Source organism: Micromonospora sp. C95, from assembly GCF_018070465.1.
Classification (GTDB): Bacteria; Actinomycetota; Actinomycetes; order Mycobacteriales; family Micromonosporaceae; genus Micromonospora.
The window spans coordinates 39,427-62,056 of sequence record NZ_JAGPXT010000032.1 but is presented as its reverse complement, the minus strand read 5'-3'; the positions used below and the strand labels follow the sequence as shown (position 1 = coordinate 62,056).

Genomic DNA, 22,630 nt, shown 5'->3' with positions numbered 1-22,630 from the left:
AATGTTGCCAAAGGAATCCAAACCAACCAGAAAAACTGGCCAGCCCGGGAAAAAACAAATTTGGCACTGGCTTATCAAGCACCCTGTTGAGTTCTCAAAGAACAACCACACACCATCAGACAACCCCTCACAAGGGCCACCATCCGGGGCACCACACCCAACACAACCGCGCCGGGCACTTTTACTACGTTACCTCACCCTCTGCGGCGAGTCAAACCGGCTTGTCCCGGTCCGTCACGCTTCATACGGTTCGGCACCCACGATCGAGGACAGCGGTCGCCCGCTTGACTCGGTCATCGGATTTGGCAGGCCGGCCGCTGCGGTTGCCCGCAGGCTCGTCCGGTTCCCTGCCGGTCGTAAACCTTACCCGGTCGGTTCCGCCCCACCAAATCCGCCCCTCGGCGGCTCGGTCGAGCCCCACCCGGCCGGGTCCACAGAGGAGGAATCCTCCGCGAACCCAGTGCCTGCCGGAACCTGGCTCTCAGGACTTTCGCCCTGTTTGCCCCTTCCGCGCTGGCAGAGAGAAAGTTACGCGCCCGGCGGATTGATCGTCAAATCGGCTGGGCGCGGTCCCCGTCACACTCGCTGCAGACCCGAACCTAATGCGGCTGCCCGGGCGGTGCCTCAAGGCGTACCCCGTCGGAACGCACGCCACCCACGGACGCCCAGCAGACCCACGGCCGTGCCGATGGCCAACGACGCCGCAATGAGCAGTGCGTGTATCCACAGGAAGGTAGTCGCCGGCCAGGTGCCGACAACCCCACTCGACCACGACCTCGGGTCGTTCCAGATGGCCACCGCAAACCTCGGCCAGATCACCCAGGTCCAGATCCCGACCCCGGCGAGAAACACCGCCCAGCCACGCGACAACACCATGGTCGGCGAGTATGCCAGCGCCTGCACCGGGACATCGGCGGAAGCGTCCGATCGGTACGGTGGATCGCATGGACCCCCTGCTGAGCCGCACCAACGCGGAGGCGCACCTCTACATGGATCTACACCCGTGCACCTGCGGCGAGACACGTTTCCCTCGGAACAGCGCGGTGGTGGCGCTCGACGACGGTGACCTGGCCAGCCGGTACACGGGCGCCTGCGCCGGGTGCGGTCAGGAACGGGAGTTCCTCTTCCGGCTGCCACCTGTGACGCCGCCGGCGGGCGGCGGATTCCACTACGGCGGAGACGAGCCCTCGCAGTTGCTCGACCCAGGGGAATGGTTGCTGGTCTCGGACGCGTACGCCGGACAGGTGCCGGCCGACCCCGGGGCCGGCGAGGCCGCTCAGCGGGCCCGAGCCGTGCTGGCCCGGGCCGTGGCCGCCCTCGACGAGGTCGGCAAGTTCATCCCGCCGGACGGGGCCGTCGTCCCGGCGAGCGCCTTCACCAGCGACCGTGGCCGGCAGCTGCACCAGCGCGAGCCCGGCCGGTTCCGGCGGGACCGCCTCACCGCCGTCCGCGATGCGTACGCCGGGATGCTTGCGCGGCTCGGCTGAAGCGCCTCACGCTGCGGCTACTTCGGCCCGTCCTCGTAGTCGCGCGGGTCGGTGAAGCTGCCCGGCGGCATCATCTGGACTGGCGGTAGGTCGTCCAGTTCTACCGGGGTCAACCGGCCAATCAACTCCCACATCGACCAGGCGACCGCGCGGAGCTTCCGTTCCCGAGCGGATGAGGCTGCCGGCCCGGATGCGCCGACGAGGTCCATCTCGTGCACGAAGTAGACCATCTCGTCTCCTGCCTTCCCGACCGAGACCACGAGCAGCCCGCCGGACGGATTGGCGATCACCAACCAGTCCGGCGACAGCCAAGGATCCCGGTGCACGCGCTGAGCATGCACCAGGTCGATCGATGGATGATCGGGATGCACGCCGAACAGCGGGCGCTCCGGCAACAGAGAGAACGGTTTACCCGGAACGTGGTGTTCAGTCTCGGGCTCGGCACCGTTTGTCCGGCCGAGCCAGTGCCGGTAACTCACTGGAAGTCGAACGCCGAGCGCAGCCTCCAGCGACTGGAGCTGGGTCTCGTCCAACTGGCCGTACGGCCGCAGCCGAGCCCGCTTCCACAGCCGCCCGGTCGGCGGCTCCATCACCTCATTCTCGTCCACCCGGCGGACGGTGACCTTCCAGTCGTCCGCGCTGGACATGTCGAGATCCGCGAAACGCCAGGTCTCCTCGCCCACCGGGAAGGTCTCACCGAGGATGACCTCATGGGCGAAACTCTCGTCGCGCTGAAAGAGCATCACGATGATCTCGGCACGCACCGGCGGCCCGACATCGACCCAGCGCACCCCAAACCGGGCCGGCCCAACGCTCGCCGTCGCGTTGCTGGGAACAGCGGCTACATGAGTAAACGAGCGCACCAGCTCTCTCCTCAGATCAGATGGCGCAACGCACGGCTGGCCGCGCCTTGCTCATAGCTGCCCGTTCTCATAGTTGGCGGGGTCCGTATACGTCCCGGGCGGGTGGATCTCCACGGGAGGAAAATGGTCCAGTTCCATCGGCGTCAACCGGCCGATGAACTCGGGCATGGACCAGGCCACCGCCCTCAGCTTCCGCTCCCGGGCGGCCACAGCGGCTGGGTCCCGCGAGCCGACCAGGTCGAAATCGTGTACGAAATAAACGCTCTCGTTGCCCAACTCTGCAGAGACAACCAGCAGCCCACTTGCCGCCTTCGCGATGACCAGCCAGGCTCGCGAAAACCAGAGGTCACGGTATCGACGCTGGGCGTGCACCAAATCGAACGGAGGGTACTCGGGGTGAACGCCGAACAGCGGGCCCGGCGGAAGCAGACTGATCGGCATCCCGGGGATGTGGTGTGGCACCTCGGGTAGTGCACCGTTGTTCCGCCCCAGCCAGATCCGGTAACCCCGCGGTAGCTGAGCCCCGAGCGCGGCCTCCAGCGACTGGAGTTGGGGCTCGTCCAACTGGCCGTACGGCCGCAGCCGTGCTCGCTTCCAGAGCCGCCCGGTCGGCGGCTCCATCACCTCGTCCTCATCGACCCGGCGAACGGTCACCTCCCAGTCGTGAGCGCTGGACATGTCAAGGTCGGCGAAGCGCCAGGTCTCCTCGCCCACCGGGAAGGTCTCACCGAGCGTCACCTCGTGGGCGAAGCTCTCGTCGCGCTGGAATGGCATGACAATGATCTCGACACGCACCGGCGGCCCGACATCGACCCAGCGCACCCCGAACCGAGCCGGCCCGACCGGCGTCGTCGTGTTGTTCTGAACGACGGCCACGTGAGTAAACGAGCGCACCAGCTCTCTCCCGGTTCCCTCAGGCACGATCAGGCGTCCAGCATGTCGTACAAGTCCGGCTCGGCGGGAAGCACGAAACCGAGCACGTCGCGGGCGATCCGTTCGGCCTCCGCGCGCCCCACCGGTGCCGGCGTCGCCTGCCCCGCCGCCACGCCACCGGCCGTCCAGTGCAGCGAGCGTCCCGGGCCGCCGATCTCGGACACCATCAGGCCAGCAACGCTACCGTCCCCGGCAAGCATCGCGAAGTAGTTGATCGCGTAGTGCTCGTCATCGAGGTGGGTGCGACCAAGGGTGCGCGGCGGCGACGCGGGCTTGGCCGGCGGGCCGGGCTGATCGACAAGCGGAGCGCCCGGGCTTGGAACGGCCAGCGGGCGGTTGACGACCGTCTCGGCGGACGATCGGGGCGACGGCACGAGTGGCTGGATGTTCGCTGCGGGGCCGCCACTCGTCGATCCAGATGGCGGAACGGCGATCGATGTCTGGTCCAGGTGTGCGCACCAAGGCTGCATCAAGTCCAGCATCGCCCGCACCGGCATCAATGACGGATGCTCCGTGTTCCAGGGATTGCGTAGCCTTATCTGGCCGTCCCGCACAGCAACGATCTCGTACACATGCTTTTCTTCAAGCCCGTGGGGCAAGGTGGTAAGCCCGGGATACATATCCATCGACCACGTCGCGATGGTGATCGGACTGCCGGCCGCGAGCAGGGCAGTCAGTTGACGCTCGACCGCCTTCTCTCGACCCGGCGTGGCATCGAGAAGCGTCTGCCGGGCCGGTAGGCCGGTGAGCTGGGTGAGCAACTCGGCCTGCATCAGGGTGGTGCTGCCGACGTTGAGCCGCGCATAGCCCATGGGGGCGGCACGGTGCGGGTCGTCCTTGCTCTCCCACCCGCGCCACTCGCGCTGCCACTGCTCGTGCCGTTCCTTGGTCCAGGTGCGGTCCACTGCGGCGAGCGCCTTCTCCAACACCGCTGCCCACCCGACGCCGACTTCCGACTGGTCGGCATACGCGGCCCAGGAACTGCCGGCGTGCACCGGGACGTCGGGTCGCACGTTGATTCGGATGCGCCGACCGGTCGCCACCGACCTGTCTCCGCGCAACACAGTCTCGTGCAGCAGGACGTCCACCGTGCCGTCCGGTTGCGGCTCAAACAACTGGGGTATGTTCTCCGGTCGATGCCCGGCGAGGGCCGCCATCGTGGCCAGCATCCCGCAGTCACCCAATATGCCCTGCTGCACCTGCGTCCGTCCGGGCTGGCCGTCGAAGAGCGGCGCCGGCTGGCCCGTTGCCGGCAGCAGGGAGCGCCCGTACTCGATCGGATGCTTGCGCTTCGGATCGGGCAGCGTCACCCGATCCGCCACAACGGTGACCTCGTCTGCTGTCACCGTCGGGGTGACCTCGACCTCGACGTCCGGGTCGGACGGCATCATCGCCTGCAGCGCCTCGGTCAGCGCCGTCGGCACCAGCCCCATCCGCCGCGCATCCGACTGGTAGTGGAAGCTGTGCGTGGCGAGCACCGCCATGGCGGCGGGATTCGACCCGTACTCGACGTTGAAGGCGGCGTAGGTACGCGTCCGGTCCTCGTCGAGCAGCGCGTTCCGGCCTGCGGGGGTGTTCAGGTCGTATGCGGGTACGGACCTCTCCAGGTTGAACTCGGGAGCGCCTTCGAGGGTGTACGGGCGCAGGTCGACGCGGCCGGTCAGGTCGACGTAGATGCCCTCGGTGGCGAGTCGGTCGGCCAGCGGCGGGTCGACCTGGCGGACCTGGTCCAGCAGGTTCGGCGGCAGGCCGATGAGCTGCCCGGCCAGGGCGGGCATCCGGGGCAGGGAGGACTGGCTCTGCTCCCCGTGCACGGCCAACTCGCGCAGCTTCGCGGCCACGTCGGCGGCGGGCGGCGGCTGGAGGTCGGGGGCGAGCCGGGTGCGGTAGTCGAGCGCGCGGAACCGCTCGACCATCGTCTGGTTGGGGTTGACGGCCAGGGCACCGCTCACCGCCTCCGGTGTGATCACCGGCAGGCTCAGCTGCATCACGTGGGTCCACACGTCGGCAGGCAGGACGGCGAGGCGGGCGGCTGCGTCGGGCGTACCCCAGCGGAGGCCCAGCCGGTCGACCAGGATGTCGATCTCGGCTCGCAGGGCGAGCCGGGTGGCGGGGTCGGCCTGGGCGTACCAGGCGGCCATCAGGCGCAGCTCGGCCACCCGACCTCGGTCGCGGACCGACAGGCCACCGGGGTCGATCGGTACCTCCGCCGCGCCCTGGTCGAAGAGCCCCACCTGGGCGGTACCAGTCTCGTGCCGCGCCAGTAGTTCGGCGGCCTCGTGCGCCACCGCGCGGTCGACCGCCATGTCCCCGGCGCGGTCGGAAACGGTGAGGGTGAAGGTGCCGTCCAGGTTGCGGATGGTCTGCGCCACCACACCGTCGGCAAGCGGCGCGGCGGTGACCCGGACGTGCAGCGGCGCCAGGCCGGGCGCACGCACCTCGAAGGCGTCGGGGCCGACCGCCACGATCTGATCCGCGCCGACCTGCTCCGCCAGGCTGGGCAGCACCAGCCTGGCCCGGTCCAGCACGGCCGGGGCGTCGGCAGCAGGCCGGCCGTGGCCGTGGAACGCCGAGCCGGGCAGCGCCGTCACGCTGCTGCGGGCCAACTCGACGTGGGCGTACCAGGGGCTCATCAGGTCGAGGAAGGCGCGCAGCGGCATCGGCGCCGGATGCTGCGAGTTCCACGGGTTGCGCAGCTGGACCTCGCCGTCCCTGACCGACACGATCTCGTAAGCGTGCCCCGCGACCAGTCCGTACGGTGGCTTGCCCCCGGGCTGGGTAGCGTAGGCGTCGGCCGGCCGGCTGCCGGTGATCAGTGGGCTGCCGGCGGACAACAGAGCCGCCAGTCGTGCCTCGGCGTCGGCTTCCCGGCCCGGTGTCGGGTTCAGTTCACTGACCCCGGTCGGCAGGCCGGTGAGCTGACCGAGCAGCTCCGCCTGCACCAGGCGGCTGCTGCCGTTGTCGAGACGGGCGTAGCCGAGCGGCGCCGCCTGAGCGGCGTCCACGCCCGGCCGGGCGGTCCACTGTTGCTGCCACTGGTCGTGGCGCTGCTGGGTCCAGGTCCGGTCGATCGCCGCGATCGCCTTCTCCAGCAGCGACGCCCAGGCCGATCCGACCACGGACTGGTCGGCGTACGCGCTGTGGCCGTTCGAGTTCGGGTGCAACGGCACGTCCGGGAAGACGGTCACCCGCAGCTGTCGACCGGTCGGCGTGATCGCGCGGTCCGGCCCACTGGTCTCGTGCAGCACCACGTCGACCGAGCCGTCCGGGTTCGGGTGGAACATCTGCGCGACCGTGTCCGGCAGTTGACCAGCCACCGAGCCGATCACGGCGATCATGCCGCAGTCGCCGAGGGCTCCCTGCTGGACGTCCTCCCGCTTCGGTGGCCCGTCGAACAGTGGCGGCGGTTGCCCGGTGCGGGCGTCCAGCGCCGCCCCGTAGACCGGGCCGGGCTGGTGTGCCGATTCGGGTGGCAGGGTCACCCGGTCTGCCGCGACGCGGATCTCTCCGGCCGTCTCCGGTGTCGCGGAGTTGTCCACGTGGGCGGCGGTGGTCGTCGGCACCGGGGTGATGCTGCGCAGAGCATCGGTCAAGACGTCCGGTACCAGCCCCATCCACCTGGCGGTGCCCTGGTAGTGGAAGTCGTGTCCGGTGAGCAGGGCCGCCGCCTGGTCACCGTGGAGACCGCGTAGCGCTGCCCGGGCCCGTTGCCGGTCCTCGTGCAGTTGGGCGCGCCGCCCAACCTCGGTGGTCAGATCGAACGCCGGGCGTGCGGCGCCGAGGTCGACGGCGGGCACGCTCGGCACCATGTACGGACGCAGGTCGTAGCGGCCGGTCAGGTCGACGTAGATGCCCTCGGTGGCAATCCGGTCGGCGAGCTGCGAATCCACCGCCCGGATCCGGTCGAGTCTTGCCTGCGGGAGGCCGACGATCTGACCGGCGAAGGCCGGCATCCGTGGCAGGCCGGCCTGCGCGTGTTCGGCCTCGGTCGCCAGCTCCCGCAGCCGGGCGTCCAGGTCCGCCTGCTGGGGCACCTGGAAGTCCGGCGCCAGTCTGGCCCGGTAGTCGAACAACCTGATCCGCTCGACCTCGGTGAGGGTCGCGCCACCGGCAAGCACCGTGGCGACCGCCTCGGGCGTGATCGACGGCACGCTGAGCCGCATCAGGTGCGCCAGCACGTCCCGAGGTAGGACCGCCCACCGTGACCGGACGTCCGGGTCACCGACCCGCAGGCCGAGGTGACCGGCGAGGGCGTCGATCTCGGCGCGCACGGCAGGTCGGGTGCCCGGGTCGGCGGCGTCGTACGTGGCGGCAAGCAGCCGGATCTCCGCCATCCGGCCCCGGTCGTGGGCGGTCAGCCCGGTCGGGTCGATGGGGCCCTGGACGTTACCCGGGTCCAGCGGACCGACGAGCGCCCGACCGGCCTCGTGCAGCGCCGCCAACTCGGCGACTTCGTGCGCCAGCGCCCGCGCCACCACCGGATCGGCGGCCCGGTCGGAGACCGTGACGGTGAGGACGCCGTCCGGGTCGCGGGTCGATCGGGCCACCAGGCCGTCGGGCAGCGGAGCACTGGCGAGCCGTACGGTGAGCGGATGCTGCCCGGCAGTGCGGATCTCGAACAGGTCCGGCCCGATCGGGGTCACCGCGTCCACCCGGGCGTACTGCGCGATCTGCGGCAGCGCGGACCGGGCCAGATCCAGCACCGCCGCCGGGTCGGCCACCGGGCGGCCCAGACCGTGGAAGGTGGAGCCCGGAACGGCACCGGCAGTGATCGCGTCGCCCGTCGATACCCTGGCGTCATGGCCACGCCCGCCGACCTGTACGCCGCCATCCTCGCCGACCCCGACGACCTCGACCTGCGGCGACGCTACGCCGACGCCATCGAGACCACCGATCCCGAGCGGGCCGATCTGATCCGCCTCGACCTGGAAGGGGCCGACGGCACCAGGGAGATGCTGTTCCTGCACCGGCGGATCCACCCGCGCCTCGCCGATCCCGTGGCTCACCTGCTCGTCGACTGGCGAATCCGCAACGGCCTCATCGAGTCGGTCACCATGACCGCGCGTACCCTCATCGACCACGGCGACGAGGTCTGGGCCCACCACCCCGTCCGCCACCTGGTCCTGACCGAAGCCGCCGGCCTCATGACGGACGTCGCCCAGGTCGCCTGCCTCGACCGCCTGGTCGCCCTCGACCTGCGCGGAAACCCGATCGGCGACGACGGACTCGCCACCCTCGTCGACTCCCCGCACCTGCGCCGGATCCGCTGGCTGGGCCTGGCGCGCTGCGGCATCGGCCCGGCCGGAGCCGAGACCCTCGCCGCCACCCGCAACCTGCCCGCCCTGCGCTACGTCGACCTGCGGCGCAACCCCGTCGAGGTCACCGCCCAGGGCCACGGGCAGCACATCGACGGATCGCCCGTCTGGGTCGAGATGCCTCCGCTCGGGCAGGAACTGATCGCCCGGTACGGCCCGCTGCCCTGGCTCGACATCCAGTGGGGCTGGAAGCTGTACAGCATCGCCCTCTGGGATGAGGTCTGAAGGAGAATCCGGCGGCGCGCCGCCGTCGATCGACGGCGGCACCGGCGGGACACCGCGGTTCGCCTCGGCGATTCGCTGGGCGTGGAACCGGATGCTGGGCGGGATGCCCTGCGAGTCGTCGGGCAGTGCCGCTGCCTGACGCAGGACGACCTCCGTCAGGCCCTCATCGACCCTGGCCAGGAGCGCCCCGGCCACGCTGGCACCGCCGAGGACCCTGAGCTGACCACTGCGGTCACGTAGCCCCAGCAGGTCAGGGACCGGGTCCTTCGTGCGGATGGACGGTCCTTCGAGTGTTGCCAACTCGATTTCGGACAGCAGGGTGTGCACGCCACCGGGAAGCCGGGGCTCCTGCCCGATCGAGAGCACCACTCGGTCGTATACCTGCTCGGTGCCGTCGCTGAACCCGACGACGAACGCTCCGTCGACCGTGTGCCGGATGCCGACGACGCTGCGCAGCGCCATGTCCGACACGCGGGCCTGGGCAGCGTCTGAGTACGCACCGAGGCCGGGCAGGTTGTTACGTCGGTTATCGCCGCCGCTGAAACTGAACTCCAGTTGCGCTCGGGCGTCGACGATGGGATCACCCGTCACCCGGTCGGCCGGTAGCGGCCTGGCCTGGGCCGACCAGTCGATGCGCCCCGCTGCGGAGGCAGCGGCCTGCTCGATGTCCCATGCGCCGGACGGTCCCGCCCCGTAGACCAGTACCCGGTCGCCCGGCTGGTAGGTGTCGGCCAGGTTCTGCCCGCCGAAGTCGACCGGCGACGCGGCCGGGCGGGGATCGGTGAACGAGCCGTCCCGGGCGTGGCCGAGTCGGGCCGCGACCTCCTCGGGCAGTGCCCGTGGGTCCACCGGGTCGCCCGCCGGGTCGTGCACCTGCCCGGTCAGGATGTTCACCGCGTGGCCGCTGGACGGGTCGACCACCAGCGGGTCGGTCAGTCGGCCACTGAGATCGGTGAGCAGTGGCAGATCCGAGGCGTCCGTACCGCCGAGAACGGCTCGTACGTGCGGGGGGAGGCTTTCCAGACCGACGACCGCACCAGCCGGGTCGCGGAACACTGGTGCGGTCCCGGAGCGGTTCACGCGGTAACCGGTGGTGGGGTCGACGTACTCGCCGGCGGTGCCGGTCGGCGCGGTGGGCACCCGGGAAGGGCCGGGACCGGTTGCGATGTCCAGTGCTGCGGTGAAGAACTCCCGCCCGCCGATGGTCACCCGGAAGTTCGCACCGTCGGGCCATCCGGTGGCGTCAGCCGGGCGCGGCGTGACCGAGGTGGCCAGTCCCTGGTAGGTGGGCATGCCGTTGAGCGCGCGGGCCGCGCCCACCGCGTCGGCGAACACATCGGACGGGGTGAACCCGGTGCCCTCCTCGCCCAGGTCGGACGGTTGGAACGGCAGCCCGGGAAGTTCCAGCTCGGCGGGGACCTGCCCCATCAGCAGCGTCTGCCGCTCCGCCCACGGGTCGTGCCCCTGAGAGACGCAAAGCACCGGTGGCAGACCGTTCCCGGGGTCGGCGGGAGCGCCCAGGGTGACGAAGTCAGCGGTGGCGGCCCAGCCACCACCGATCACCAACCGGCCGAAAACATGATCGGGTGCCGCGTCCAGCGCGGAGTCCACCCGGGCGGTAAGCGCGACGTCGGCCTCGTTGCGCAGGGCGGTCGCCTGCTGGGCCCAGGCTCGGGCCTCAGCACGGACCGCCGATTGAGCGACGCGCAGTTGTCCGACGAGTTGCTGCCCGTCGCTCTGGGCGAGCCCGAGCAGGTTCTCGACCTCCGGGGCGAGGGTGCCGAGATGGTTCCGGATCAGATCCAGGCGCGCCTGGGCCGCTTTCGGGCCGACCACTGGCACGTTGGCGCCGTGTCCGTGAACGGGGGCGGCCGGCTCCTGCTCCAGCAGCCCGGAGGCAACGAGCAGACTCAACGCCTCGGCTCGTAGTTGACCGGCTCGGGCCGGCTCTGACGTGGCGGCGCTGTCGGTGAGCACGACCCGCAGTTCGGCGAGGCGGCCCATGTCCCGGGCGGTGAGAGTCCGGGAACCGTTGCCCTCCGGCCGAGCGCCCTCGGCGAGCGCCGCGGTGGCGTCGACGCGCAGCCCCGCGGCCCGTTCCTGAGCGACGGTGTCCACCTCGGTCAGGGCCGCGGCCACGGCACGGCGGACGTGGTCCGGATGCGCCCCGGTCGACACCCGCACCACCGCACCATCGGGGTGGTACTGCACGGTGGCGACGGGGACGAGCGGCACGTTCGCCGCAGGATCGGTCAGCTCGATGCGTACCCGGTACGGACCGTCCAGCGTGTCCAGGGTGACGGTGCCGGTGGCCGGGTCGACGCGGGCGCGGTCGGGCAGTGCCCCGCCGTCCACGGCGGCCTGGATGGCCTCCCCGGTCCGGGCGGGATCGGCGTCGAGCAGCGCACCACCGAAGGTCGTACCGGCAGCGGCCCGGCGAAGATCGGGCCCGTCAGTGGCGGTCGCGGGGTCGGTGCCCGGTCCCGGAGGGCCACCGGGACCGGTAGGTCCGGTGTCCCCGGTCGGATCGTCCGACGGAATCGAGCCGTCGGTCCGGGTCAGGCTGTCGGGTCCGCCTCGGGCCACACCTGGCGACCCTTGATCCTGCCCTCGCGGCGCGCCTGCGCGTACTCCTCCATCACCCGACGTGGCGGCAGGCTGGTGTGCGCGGTGACCACTCCCGAGCGGTCGATGATGTAGCTGCCCTGGCCCACGTGCATCCCCGAGGCCCGCTCCTGCTCCGACAGTCTCTCCCGGGCCAGCCAGCCGAACTCGAACTCCCGTAACACGATCGGATTCCCGGTTCGCAGCAGTCGGCTGATCAGCGTCAGCGCCTCGTCCTCGGTCAACTCGCCCCTCTCCGTCAGGCACCATCATCGCCCAGAGTGCGTGGGTTTCCCGCACATCGGCGGCGGGCATCTCCACCGACGTCGTGCCGGTCTGCGGATCCCACCACACCGGCGCGTCAGCGTCCGCCGGAAAGACGATCACGAAGGCGTGGGAACTGTCGACCTCAGGTCGGCCAGCCTCGTCGAGCACCACATTCCCGGCCGCGTCGAGCAACAGCCAGTCGGCCACCACCAGCGCCGACGCCCCGGGGCCGGCGTCCGCCACCTGCCGGTAGAGGTCCGCGTACTGGGCGGTGACCGCGTCCGTACGAGCGGACAGGTCCGTCGGCAGGCTGCCGGAACCACCGATCCATTCCCCGCCGATCCACGCCTCGGCGCGCTCCAGTCCGCCCCGCTCACCCGTGACGCGGTCGATCGAGCCGTCGGCGAAGCGGTCCGCCCAGCGCGGTACGGACACCTGCGGCTCGCCGTGGAAGCTGGCCAGCGCCGCCAGCGACGAGTCGAGGCAGTTGTTGCCGCGACCGGGCTGTTCTGGTCCGCCGTCGTTGACCAGCAGCCCGTACGGATGGGTCGACGGGTCCGCGAAGACCGCGTACCCCTGCCCGGTGGCGAGGCTCGCCGCGAGATCGTCCTGGAAACGTGGATCCTCAAGCGGAGCCAGTTCACCCGGCCCGAACCGTCGGCTCTCCGGCAACGACGGGCCACGAGGGGCGGTGTTCGCGCCGTCCGTCGATACGCTGCCGTCATGGCCATGACCGCCGACCTCTACGCCGCCATCCTCGCCGACCCCGACGACCTCGACCTGCGGCGACGCTACGCCGACGCCATCGAGACCACCGACCCCGAGCACGCCGAGCTGATCCGCCTCGACCTCGACGGCGGGAGTACCCCCCGACGTCTGCTGCTCCGGCGGAGGATCGGACCACGGCTCGCCCGTCCCGTCGAGCGGCTGGTCGACGACTGGCGGCTGCGGCGCGGATTCGTCGAGTCGGTGACCATGCGTGCCGACGCCTTCCTCGACCACGGAATCGAGGTCTGGCGGGACGTTCCCGTCCGGCACCTGGTGCTTACCGACGTTTCCGGACGCGTCGCCGACATCGCCGCGTCGCCCCTGCTGGGACAGCTGGTCGGACTGGACCTGGGCGGAAACCCCATCGGCGACGCCGGTGTGCGGCACCTCGCTGGATCCGGCTTTCTGGGCCGGCTGCGTTGGCTCGGTCTGTCCCGCTGCGACATCGGCGCCGCCGGTGCCGAGGCGCTGGCCGCCAGCCGCAACCTCCCCCACCTGCGCTACGTCCAGTTCGACCGCAACCGGGTCGAGATCCTGCCGTACGGCGTCGGCCAGGACATCGACGGCAGACCGGTCGGCGTCGACGTGCCCGCTCTCGGGCAACGTCTGATCGACCGGTACGGACCGCTGCCCTGGCTCGACGTCCGCTGGGCCTGGGAGGGGCCCCCGAGGTACCACGACGTCTAGGTCGTCCGGCCCGGACGGGGCACCGGGTACGGTCTGACCGTCACCCGGTGCGGTCGGCGGTGCGGGTCGGTTGGCCTCGGCGATCCGTTGCGCATGGAACCGGATGCTGGGCGCGATACCCCGGGAGTCGTCGGGCAACGCATTGGCCTGGGCGGTCAGGAGGGCACGTACCTCCGACGGGGCGGACGTCTCGGCCACCACACCCGGGGCGACACTGGCCGCGCCCAGGACGCGGAGCCGCCCCGAGGCGTCCTGAAGGCCCAGCAGATCGGTCTCGGTGTCCGGAACGGCCACCGGTCCGTCCAATGGCGCCAGGCCGAGCCCGCTGACCAGGTTGGCGACACCCCCGGGGAACTCGGCCGCCTGGCCGATCGAGAGCACCACCCGGTCGTACGCCTGTCGGCTGCCGTCGGTGAACTCCACCAGGAAGCGGCCGTCGACGGTGTGCCGGAGGCTGACGATCTCCCGGAGCGATCGGTCGACCTGGCTCTGCACGGTGTCGGCGTAGGCACCGACGTCGGGCAGTGTGTTCCGCCGGTTGTACCCGCCGCCGAAGCTGTACCGCAGGCGCGCCTCGGCGTCCTGGTCCGGGTCACCGGTGAGCTGATCGGGCGGTGGGTCCATCGCGCGGGCCGACCAGTCGACGCTCGCGGCGGGCGACGCCGCGGCCTGCTCGATGTCCCACGCGCCGGAGGCACCCGCGCCGAAGACGAGTACCCGGTCACCGGGGCGGTACGCGTCGGCGAGGTTCTGCCCACCGAAGTCGACAGGTGGCGCGGCCGGTCGAGGATCACTGAAGGATCCGTCCGGAGCGAAGCCCAGCCGGGCACCGACCTCGGCCGGCACGGCACCGGCGTCCAGCGGCGTGCCGTCGGGGTCGACAACCTGGCCGGTCGTGACGTCCACGGCGTACCCGGAGGTCGGGTCGACCACCAGCGGATCGGTCGGTCGCCCGGTCAGATCCGCGAGCAACGGCAGATCGCCCCGGTTGGTGCCCGGACCACCGAGAACGGCTCGTACGGGCGCCGGCACGCTCTCCGGTGCGATCGGGTTGCCGTCCGGGTCCTGGAACAGCGGCGTGCTGCCCGAGCGGTCGACGCGGTAGCCGGTGGTCGGGTCGACGTAGGTGCCGGTGGCGTTTGTCGGGACGCTGGGTACCCGGGACGGTCCCGGCCCGCTGACGATGTCGACGGAGCTGGTGTAGATGTCCCGGCCGTTGACGGTGAGTCGGAAGTTGGCGCCGTCGGGCCAGCCCGTGGCGTCGGCCGGTCGAGGAGTGATCGAGGTGGCGGTGCCCTGGTAGGTCGGCATGCCGGAGAGCGCGCGCGCCGCGCCCACCGCGTCGGCGAAGACGTCGGAGGGGGTGAACTGGGCGCCCGCCTCGGCGAGGTCGGCCGGCTGGAACGGCAGGCCGGGAAGTTCCAGCTCCGACGGAACCTGCCCCATCAGCAGCGCCTGGCGTTCCGCCCACGGGTCGTGCCCCTGTGAGATGCAGAGCACCGGTGGCAGGCCGTGGCCGGGGTCCGCCGCGGCACCCATGGTGACGAAGTCAGCGGTCGCGGCCCAGCCACCGCCGATGACGAGCCGGTCGAAGACGTGGTCGGGCGCCACCCCGAGGGTGGCGTCCACCCTGGCGGTCAACGCGAGATCGGCCTGGTTGCGCAGTTCGGTGGCCTGCTGCGCCCAGGAACGCGCCTCGGCGCGGATCGCCGACTGAGCCGCCCGGATGTCCGCCACGAGCTGCTGCCCGTCGCTTCGCGCGAGCCCGATCAGGTTCTCCACCTCGGTGGCGAGCGGACCGAGGTGATGGTGGATCAGGTCGAGGCGGGCGCGGGCCGCTTCCGGCCCGACGACCGGCGTGTTGCTGCCGAGCCCGTGCACGACGTGCGCCGGTTCCTGTTCGAGGAGACCGGAGGCGACGAGCAGACTCAGCGCCTCGGCGCGTAGTTGGCCGGCGGTTGCCGGATCGGCGATGGTGGCGCTGTCGGCGAGCACCACCCGCAGCTCGGCGAGGTGGCCGATGTCACGTGCGGTCAGCACGCGGGTGCCGTCACCCTCCGGCCGGGCACCCTCGGCGAGTGCGGTGGTCGCGTCGAACCGCAGCCCCTCGGCCCGTTGCTGGGCGATCGCGTCCACTTCGGCGAGCGCCGCCGCCACCGCCCGCCGGACGTGGTCCGGGTGGGCGCTCGTCGACACCTGCACGACGGCCCCGTCGGTGGTGTAGCCGATGGCGGCCACCGGGGCGACCGCCGCGTCAGCTGCGGCCGGAATCAGCTCGACGCGTACCGGATAGGGGCCGTCGAGGGTGGTCAGGGTGACTGTGGCGGTGGTGGGGTCGGCACTCGCCCCGTCGGGTAGTGGCCCTGCGGTCAGGGCCGTCTCGACGGCGATCGTGGTGCGCCCGAGGTCGGCGTCGAGCAGCGCGCCGCCGAAGGTCGTACCGGCTGCTGCCTGCCGCAGGTCGGGGCCGTCCGGGTCGGCTGCCGGCCCGGAGTCGACCGGCGGCGGCGGATCGATGCCTGATGGCCCAGCCACCCCGGCCGTTTCGACCGGCGGCGTCAGGCCGTCTGTTCCTCCGCCGGCCAGACCTGTCGACCCGTCATCCGGCCCTCCCGGCGGGCCTGCGTGTATTCCGTGATCAGCAGCGGTACCGGCAGACTCATCTGGACTGTGATCACTCCCGTCCGGTCGATGATGTAGCTCCCGTGGCCCAGTTGCCTGCCCTCCGCCCGTTCCTGTGGTGACAGCTGTTCCTTCGCCAGCCAGCCGAACTCGAACGGGTGCAGCTCGATCTCGTTCGCCGTGCCCAGCAGGCGCCTGATCAGCGTCAGCGCCTCGTCCTCCGTCATCGGTAACCCTTTCCGCCATGGTCTCCATCGACCACAGCGCATACGTCTGTGCCAGGTACGCGGCCGGGGGCTGCGGCCACGTCGTCCCTCGTTGCGGATCCCACCAGACCGGCCCCTCTGCGCCCTCCGGATAGACCAGGACGAAGGCGTGCGAATCCTGAACCTGCACGTGCCCCCGGTCGAGGACGACTTCACCGCTGCCGGGATCCGTCCTGACCCATTCGGCCACGACGAGGGCCGCCGAACCCGGACCGGCCGCCGCGACACGCTGATGAAGCTGCGCGTACTGCTCGGCGACCGCCGCCGCGTGCTCGGCCGGGGTCGTCGGCAGCCCCTCCGACCCGCCGGACCACTCGACGCCGAGCCACTCCTCGGCCCGGTCGAGCCCACTCGCCTCGCCGGTCACCGTCTCGATCGAACCGTCCGGCCGGACGTCCAGCCAGCGGGGGAAGGACACCCGGGGGTCTCCGAAGAAGCTCGACAACGCCGAGAGCGCGGAGTCCATGCAGTTGTTGGCGCGACCTGGCTGGCCTGGGCCGCCGTCGTTGACCAGCTGACCGTACGGGTGGGTGGACGGATCGGCGAACAGGAGGTACCCGTCCGGTGTACGCAGGCTCTGCTCGACATCCCACTGGTAGCCAGGATCCTCCAACGGCGCCAGCTCGCCCGGCCCGAGCCGCCGGGTCTGCGCCAATCCGTGGTCGGTGTCGAGCGGCACCGCCGACGAGGTTCCGGCCGCGTCCGGCGAACCCGGGCTGGCCTGGCTCGGCTCGCCTTGGCGAGCCGGAGCACCTGTGGGGTCTGCGGTCAGACCGCCGAGCGGCAGATCTCCGTCAGCTCGTCCTCCGTCGGCAACGGCACCGTCGCGAAGTGCGCCACCTGGCGCTCGGCCGTCGCCCGGTCGACCTGCTGGATCTCGTGGCGTTCCGGATTCGCCCACAGGATCGCCGCCGCCACGTCCGGGCGGAACGTCCACGCTCGCTTCGGTCGGTCCCAGATCACCGCCTGGGTCGGCCCGGCGCTGTCCGCCTCCGCGATCAGGTTCACCGGCGGGCCGTCCGGATCCTCCGGTCTCCGCAGGAGGAAGTAGCCGAACGTCAGCGGTGCCATGCGCGCCCCCCATCAGGTCAGGGTCCAGACCCGGCAGGTCGGACAGGGCCAATCCTCGCGCGGCGAGCACGTCGGCGAACGCCAGGCCCTGCTGACCGAGCCAGTCGAGGTACGACTGACGGATGCTCGCCTGCCGGGGCGACGCCATCCACTTCGCGAAGCTGGTGTCCTTCGGCGTGTCGAACCGGGCACTGTCCATGCCGCCCGGCATGCTCGCCGCGATGCCGTTGGCCTTGTTGACCGCCAGGATGTCGAGGAACGCGTGTACGCGGGCCGCCGGCGACTGCGCCGAGTCCCGCATCACCTCGTACTGGTCATGGGTCTGTTTGCCGACGTGGTAGCTGGTGTCGGTCGGGAACTGCAGCTCGAAGGTACGCCCCGACGGTGCCGTCAGTGTGCAGTTCAGGCCGAAGAACCGGTTTCCCGGATGCCAGAAGTTCTTCAGGTCGGTGATCTGGTATCCCTGAGCCTCCAGCGAGGTCAGCAGCGCATCCACCGCCGGCCCGTACGCCTCGGACTCCGGCCCACGCACCGAGAACCGCACCACGTCGTTCACGGAGTCCAGCGCCGTACCGATGTCGTATCCGAGGGGCTCCAGCTCGGTGCGGTACTTACGGGCCAGGGACTCGGCGCCCTTGACGCGGTGCTGTTCGCCGAGCGTGCTGAGCGCGTCCGCGCCGGTGAGTCCAAGCTGCGCGTTCACCTCGGCGTTGACGCTGTGCAGGTCGGCCAGGATCTGATCGGCTTCGGTCCGCGCCTCGGACAGGGCATCGAGCAGGGCGGCCTGGTCGGTGTCCGGCAGCCCGTCCAGATAGGGGCTTGCGGCGGGATCGGCATCCGGTGCGGTGCCGGGATCGCTCAGTCCGTCGGACTCGGGGCCGGCCAGACCTGCCGGCCGGTGATCCGGCCCTTCCGGCGGGCCGCCGCGTACCGTTTCATGATCAGCGGGGGCGGCAGGCTGGGATGCACGGTCACCACCCCCGTCTGGTCGATGATGAAGACCCCCTGGCCCAGTTGCCGGCCCTGCGTCCGCTGCTGTGGGGAGAGTGTCTCCTGGGCCGCCCAGCCGAACTCGAACGGGAACACCGCCACCGGGTTGTCCGTCCCCAGCAGCCTGGTCATCAGTTGCCGGGCTTCCTCCCTGCTCATCGGCATGGGTGGGCTGCACCTCCATCGACCACAGGTTGTGCGTCAGTCCAACATAGTCGCCGGGCAGCGGATCGGTGGTGGTGCTGCCGAACTGCGGATCCCACCACACCGGCCCGTCTGCGCCCTCCGGATAGACGAGCAGGAAGACGTGCTCACCGGCTGGCTGCGTGTTGCCCTCGGCGTCCAGCAGCGGATCTCCGGTGTTCTCGTCGAGCTGGATCCAGTCGACGGCGACGACCGCCGCCGCGCCCGGACCGGCGTCGAGGACACGCTGGTAGAGCTGCTCATACTGGTCGGCCAGGGCGGCCGACCGCTCGGCCGGCGCGCCCGGGAGGGCGTCGTTGTCGCCGGTCCACTCGCCGCCGATCCAACTCTCGATCCGACCGAAGCCGTCCAACTCGCCGAGCGTCGTGTCGACGGTCCCGTTGTCGAGCCGATCCGGCCAGCGCGGGTACGAGACCTGCGGGTCGCCGTAGAAGCTGGCCAACGCCGCGAGGACATTGTCGACACAGTTGTTTGCCCGGCCGGGCTGATCCGGCCCGCCATCATTGATGAGTTGACCGTACGGGTGGGTGGCGGGGTCGGCGAAGACCTCGTACCCCTCCGGGGTCCGCAGGCTGTCCGCGACATCGTCCTGGTACTGCGCATCCTCCAGCGGCGCCAACTGTTCCGGCCCGAACTGGCGCGTGTCCGACATCGGCCAGCCCTGCATGTCCGGCCAGGCAGCCGGAGCGGCGTCCGGATCGGCGTCCGGATCGGCGTCCGGATCTGGATCGCCCTCGCGGATCGGGTCGGGATCTGCTCCGGCGTCCAGACTGCCCGGCGTCGGGTCCGAGGTCTTCGGGTCAACCGGCGTGGCGTCCGGTGTGCTCGGGTCGCTCGGCGTCACGTCCGGGCTGGTCGGGTCGGCGGCTGCGCCGGGCCGCCCGGTCGGGGAGCCGTTCTGATCCCGACCTCCGGCCGGCAGGTCCGCGGTCGAGTCCGGCGGCACCGGCGCCGGTCTGCTGGCTTCGGGTCTGGTCTGGCTGACCGGATCGCCCTCGGCATCCAGCACGATCGACCAGACGCCGTCGACCTCACCGGCGTAGAGTGGGGCGGTATCGGAGATGTTTCGACGCTGGCCGTCTACCCAGATGACCGTGCCGTCGTGGTTCACCGCATTCCACGTGTGCGCCTGGCCACTAGCGTCCATCGAGCGTCCGATGATGATTGCCGCAGCACCGGGCCCAGCCGCTCGGAGAGCTTCAGCGACCGCTTCTAAGGCCTGAGCACCGCTGCCTTGATGGCCGAAGCTGGACCCCAACGCCTGCTCCTGCCGGGCCGTGCTGCCCCGCTCCACCTCGGCTGACGGGACCGTCGGCGCCGCCACGTCGGGACGGCCGTACCAGGCCGACAGGACGGACAGCCCGACATCGGCGCAGTTCGTGCTACGTCCCGGGACGGTCGGCCCGCCATCATTGAGCAGCCCAGCCCACGAGCCGACACGTGGATCCGGGTGGACGGCAGGTCGTCCTGTGGCTGGGTCTCGAGGCATGGCCGCATCGAGCGCATCCTGGTCGGCTTGGTCCGGCGGCAGCAGGCCCTCCGGCTGGCCGTATGGGCGGCTATCGCTCAGCGGACGACCGTTGCCAACCACCCCGGGTACGGACGGCTGGTAGACAGCAACGTCACGATCCGGGTCGGTAATCGGGTCGACATTGAGCTCTGGCAGGACATGCGCACACGATCCGCACGGCGGTCGGTAACGGCCAAGCTCATACGTGATGCCGCCAGACCGGGCAGTGGCGATCTGATGTGTCACGATCTTGGCGCCTCGGAGAGCGTCCAGCGCATACTGCTCGAAGGTCCCTGGCTCCCCTGCACTCCGCCATTGCTGTTCAAGCAGGTAGAGCTGATCGGAGACCAGGGCGACCTCGGCGCACTTACCATGTCCGCCGCCCTTACGTGTACCAAGCTTCGCCGCAGCCCGGTCAAGCGCCGCCTGGACAAGCGGGTGCACGGTGGGTTGGGTCGCCGGGTTGGTGCTCTTGTCGGCGGTCATGCTGGTGTGCGTCGTGATGGTGCCGTCGGGCATCAGCAGCGCACCGGCCATGCCGGGCTGCTTAGCCTTGGATATCGTCCCCGCCTTGACCTCTCTGCGGACGGTTTCGGCCAGCGTCCGTGACGCCTCGATCAGGGCCTGCTCCGCTTCGGGGCCGTTAGGGTCGCCGTCCACCGACGTCGGATCCAGCTGCCAGCTGTGAGTACCGCGTCCGGTCGGTCCCTCCGACCGCCTGAGGGTCTGCGGGTCGACCGGACCCGTCGCGGTCTCGGGGCCGGGGTTCGTCGGCCCGCTCTGGACAGTGCCGCTGCTGGTGGGCACCGGGATCACGACTGGTCCGTCGGTGCTCTGCCGGGCCGGATCGGTGCGTTCGGAGTTCGGGTCCGTTTCGGGAGTCGGAGCTGTATCCAGGGACGGTGTCGCCGGCTCGATGCCCGCCGTCTGTGCCGGCACCGTCGGGGTGAGCCGGTCAGCCGGCACGGGTGTCGGCGTGTCCGGCCTCGCCTGTGTCGGTTGAGCCGGAGTGGCCTGTTGGGCCGGCGTACCCGGCTGTTGGGTTGGCCCGACCTGCTGAGTGGGTGCGGTGGGCTGTGCGGGGTTCGCCGTGGTCGGGCCCGTAGCGGGCGCGAGGGAGATCGAGCCTGCCGAGTTCGCCGCTGTCGGGTTGACGGTCGGTCCGACCGGCGTACCCCGGCCGGGGGTCGGTTGCGTGGCGGTGTTGCCGGAGGGCTGCTGGGTGCCCGTGGTCTGGGTACCGCTCGTGGCCGGCGTCGCGCTGTTGGGGGTATTCGCCACCTGCGGGCCGGCCGCGGCAGGTGCGCCAGTGGGGGACGCCGGGTTCGTCGCGGCGGTCGGGCCCGTTGGCGTGACCGTGGCAGGAGGTGCCCCTACCGCCGGAGCGGAGGGTGCCGTCACCGGGCCTGCGGTCGCCGTACCCGGTAGCACGGTGGGCGGCATGTCCCCGGTGGAGGAGGGGCCTTCAGACACCGGGCTGCCGGTCGTCGTCCGGCCGGACCCGGTCGAGCCGTCGCCAGCCGGGGCGGCGGTCACCTCCGACGGTGGGGCAGTGACCAGCCCGCCGTCGGTCTGCACCGTCGCTTCGCTCGTCGTCCGCCCGCTGGCCTCGGTGTCGGTGTTCGTACCGGTGCTGGTCCGATCCGTGCCGGGTGATTCGGTTACCGGCGCGCTTCGGCCATCCGGCGCGCCACTCTGGTCGTTGGCGGTGGTACCGCCGTCACTGACGGCCGGAGTGCCGTCCGGAGCAGTGGCCGCCACGTCGGCGGGGACGGCCACCGGGATGCCGGTGGAGCCGTCGACGTGCGACGGATTGACGGCCGTGGCCATGTCTCCGGTCGTTGCCCCGCCATCCACCGCCGGAGCAGCGGAACCATCGGTCGTCGGTGCCACCGAACCATCCGTCGAGGGAGGCACGAGGCTGATCGAGCCCGCTCCGCTCTCGGGCACCGTACCGGCGCCGCTCTGGACCGCGCCGCTGCCAGTGTCGGTCGTCCCGGCATCGGAGGTGCCGCCCGCACCGCTGGAGCTGCCAGCACCGTCCGAACCTGATCCACCGACGCCCGCCGCAGCGTCACCGCCGGAGGCAGCCGAGCCGCCATTCGAGGCCGAGCTCGTGCCGCCACCGGTCGCACCGGCACCCGACGTGGCGCCGCCCCCGGTCGAGCCGGCACCGGCGCCGTTGGCGCCTCCGCCGAGGTCGCCGAGGCCGTTCGCCCCGCCGACGCCGAGGCCGGGGTCGGTCCCCCCGGCAGGACCGACATTCGGCGTGACGTCGATCCCCGGCCTGCCGAGGATCGCGTTCGTGCCCCGCGCCATCAGATTGCCGGTGGCGCCACCGGCGAGGGTCGCGCCGGTGCGGCCGGCACCACTGGTGAAGCCGCCCAGAAAGGCTTCAGCTCCCGGCATGGCCCACTGTCCGTTGACCGTGCCATTGGCGAGCACGCTGGCTGCCGGCGAGATGATGGCGTTCTGGACACCGGAGCCGAGACTCGTGCTGCCCCACCGCACCAGGCCGCTGCCCCGGAAGGAGAGCTGCGACGGACTGAACGAGAACGGCATGCGGGGTGCCGCCCGCCGGCCGGCCCAGCTCATGCCGGTGCCCAGCACCGCGCCGTAGGCGCCACCCACGCCGGCGGTGAGGGTCCGGTTGCCGTCCCACTGTCGCCGGGTGCCGGTGTGCATCTGGTACGCCTGGGCACCGACGTCGATGATCAGTTCCTCGCCGATCTCCTCCAGCAACTCACGGCCGAGGCGGTTGAGACCCTGCCGGAAGCCCTGGCTGGTGACCGCCTGGCCGATCCGCGTGCCGGCCAGT

The 22,630-nt window shown here is 71.1% G+C and carries 5 protein-coding genes and 2 pseudogenes; 2 read left to right on the top strand and 5 right to left on the bottom strand.

From position 1 onward, the window contains the following. Window positions 1–624 precede the first annotated feature (624 nt). Complete coding sequence (locus KBX00_RS29905) at window positions 625–876, bottom strand: SCO4848 family membrane protein (RefSeq protein ID WP_374225366.1); 252 nt, start codon at window positions 874–876, stop codon at window positions 625–627. A 68-nt stretch (window positions 877–944) separates the two neighbouring features. On the opposite strand from KBX00_RS29905, the gene KBX00_RS25670 reads away from it, so the two are divergent. Next, window positions 945–1,487 (top strand): hypothetical protein, encoded by a 543-nt coding sequence (locus tag KBX00_RS25670; RefSeq protein ID WP_210830624.1) that lies wholly within the window; start codon window positions 945–947, stop codon window positions 1,485–1,487. Window positions 1,488–1,504: 17 nt separating this feature from the next. Here the strand turns inward: KBX00_RS25670 and KBX00_RS25665 are convergent, their stop codons facing one another. From KBX00_RS25665 to KBX00_RS29900, 3 genes and pseudogenes are all read right to left on the bottom strand, one after another. Beyond that, window positions 1,505–2,350 carry a DUF6406 domain-containing protein gene (locus KBX00_RS25665; RefSeq protein WP_210830623.1) on the bottom strand — a complete coding sequence of 282 codons (846 nt, stop codon included), beginning with the start codon at window positions 2,348–2,350 and terminating at the stop codon, window positions 1,505–1,507. A gap of 51 nt (window positions 2,351–2,401) precedes the next feature. Then, window positions 2,402–3,226, bottom strand: a complete 825-nt coding sequence (locus KBX00_RS25660) for a DUF6406 domain-containing protein (RefSeq protein ID WP_307869080.1) — start codon at window positions 3,224–3,226, stop codon at window positions 2,402–2,404. A 47-nt stretch (window positions 3,227–3,273) separates the two neighbouring features. Further along, a pseudogene (locus KBX00_RS29900) lies at window positions 3,274–6,669 on the bottom strand (C2 family cysteine protease); the annotation flags it as partial. A 1,206-nt stretch (window positions 6,670–7,875) separates the two neighbouring features. On the opposite strand from KBX00_RS29900, the gene KBX00_RS29895 reads away from it, so the two are divergent. Next, window positions 7,876–8,823, top strand: a complete 948-nt coding sequence (locus KBX00_RS29895) for a hypothetical protein (RefSeq protein ID WP_374225367.1) — start codon at window positions 7,876–7,878, stop codon at window positions 8,821–8,823. Window positions 8,824–11,769: 2,946 nt separating this feature from the next. On the opposite strand, the pseudogene KBX00_RS29890 reads toward KBX00_RS29895, so the two are convergent. Next, a pseudogene (locus KBX00_RS29890) lies at window positions 11,770–21,255 on the bottom strand (toxin glutamine deamidase domain-containing protein); the annotation flags it as partial. Between the last annotated feature and the right edge of the window lie 1,375 nt (window positions 21,256–22,630).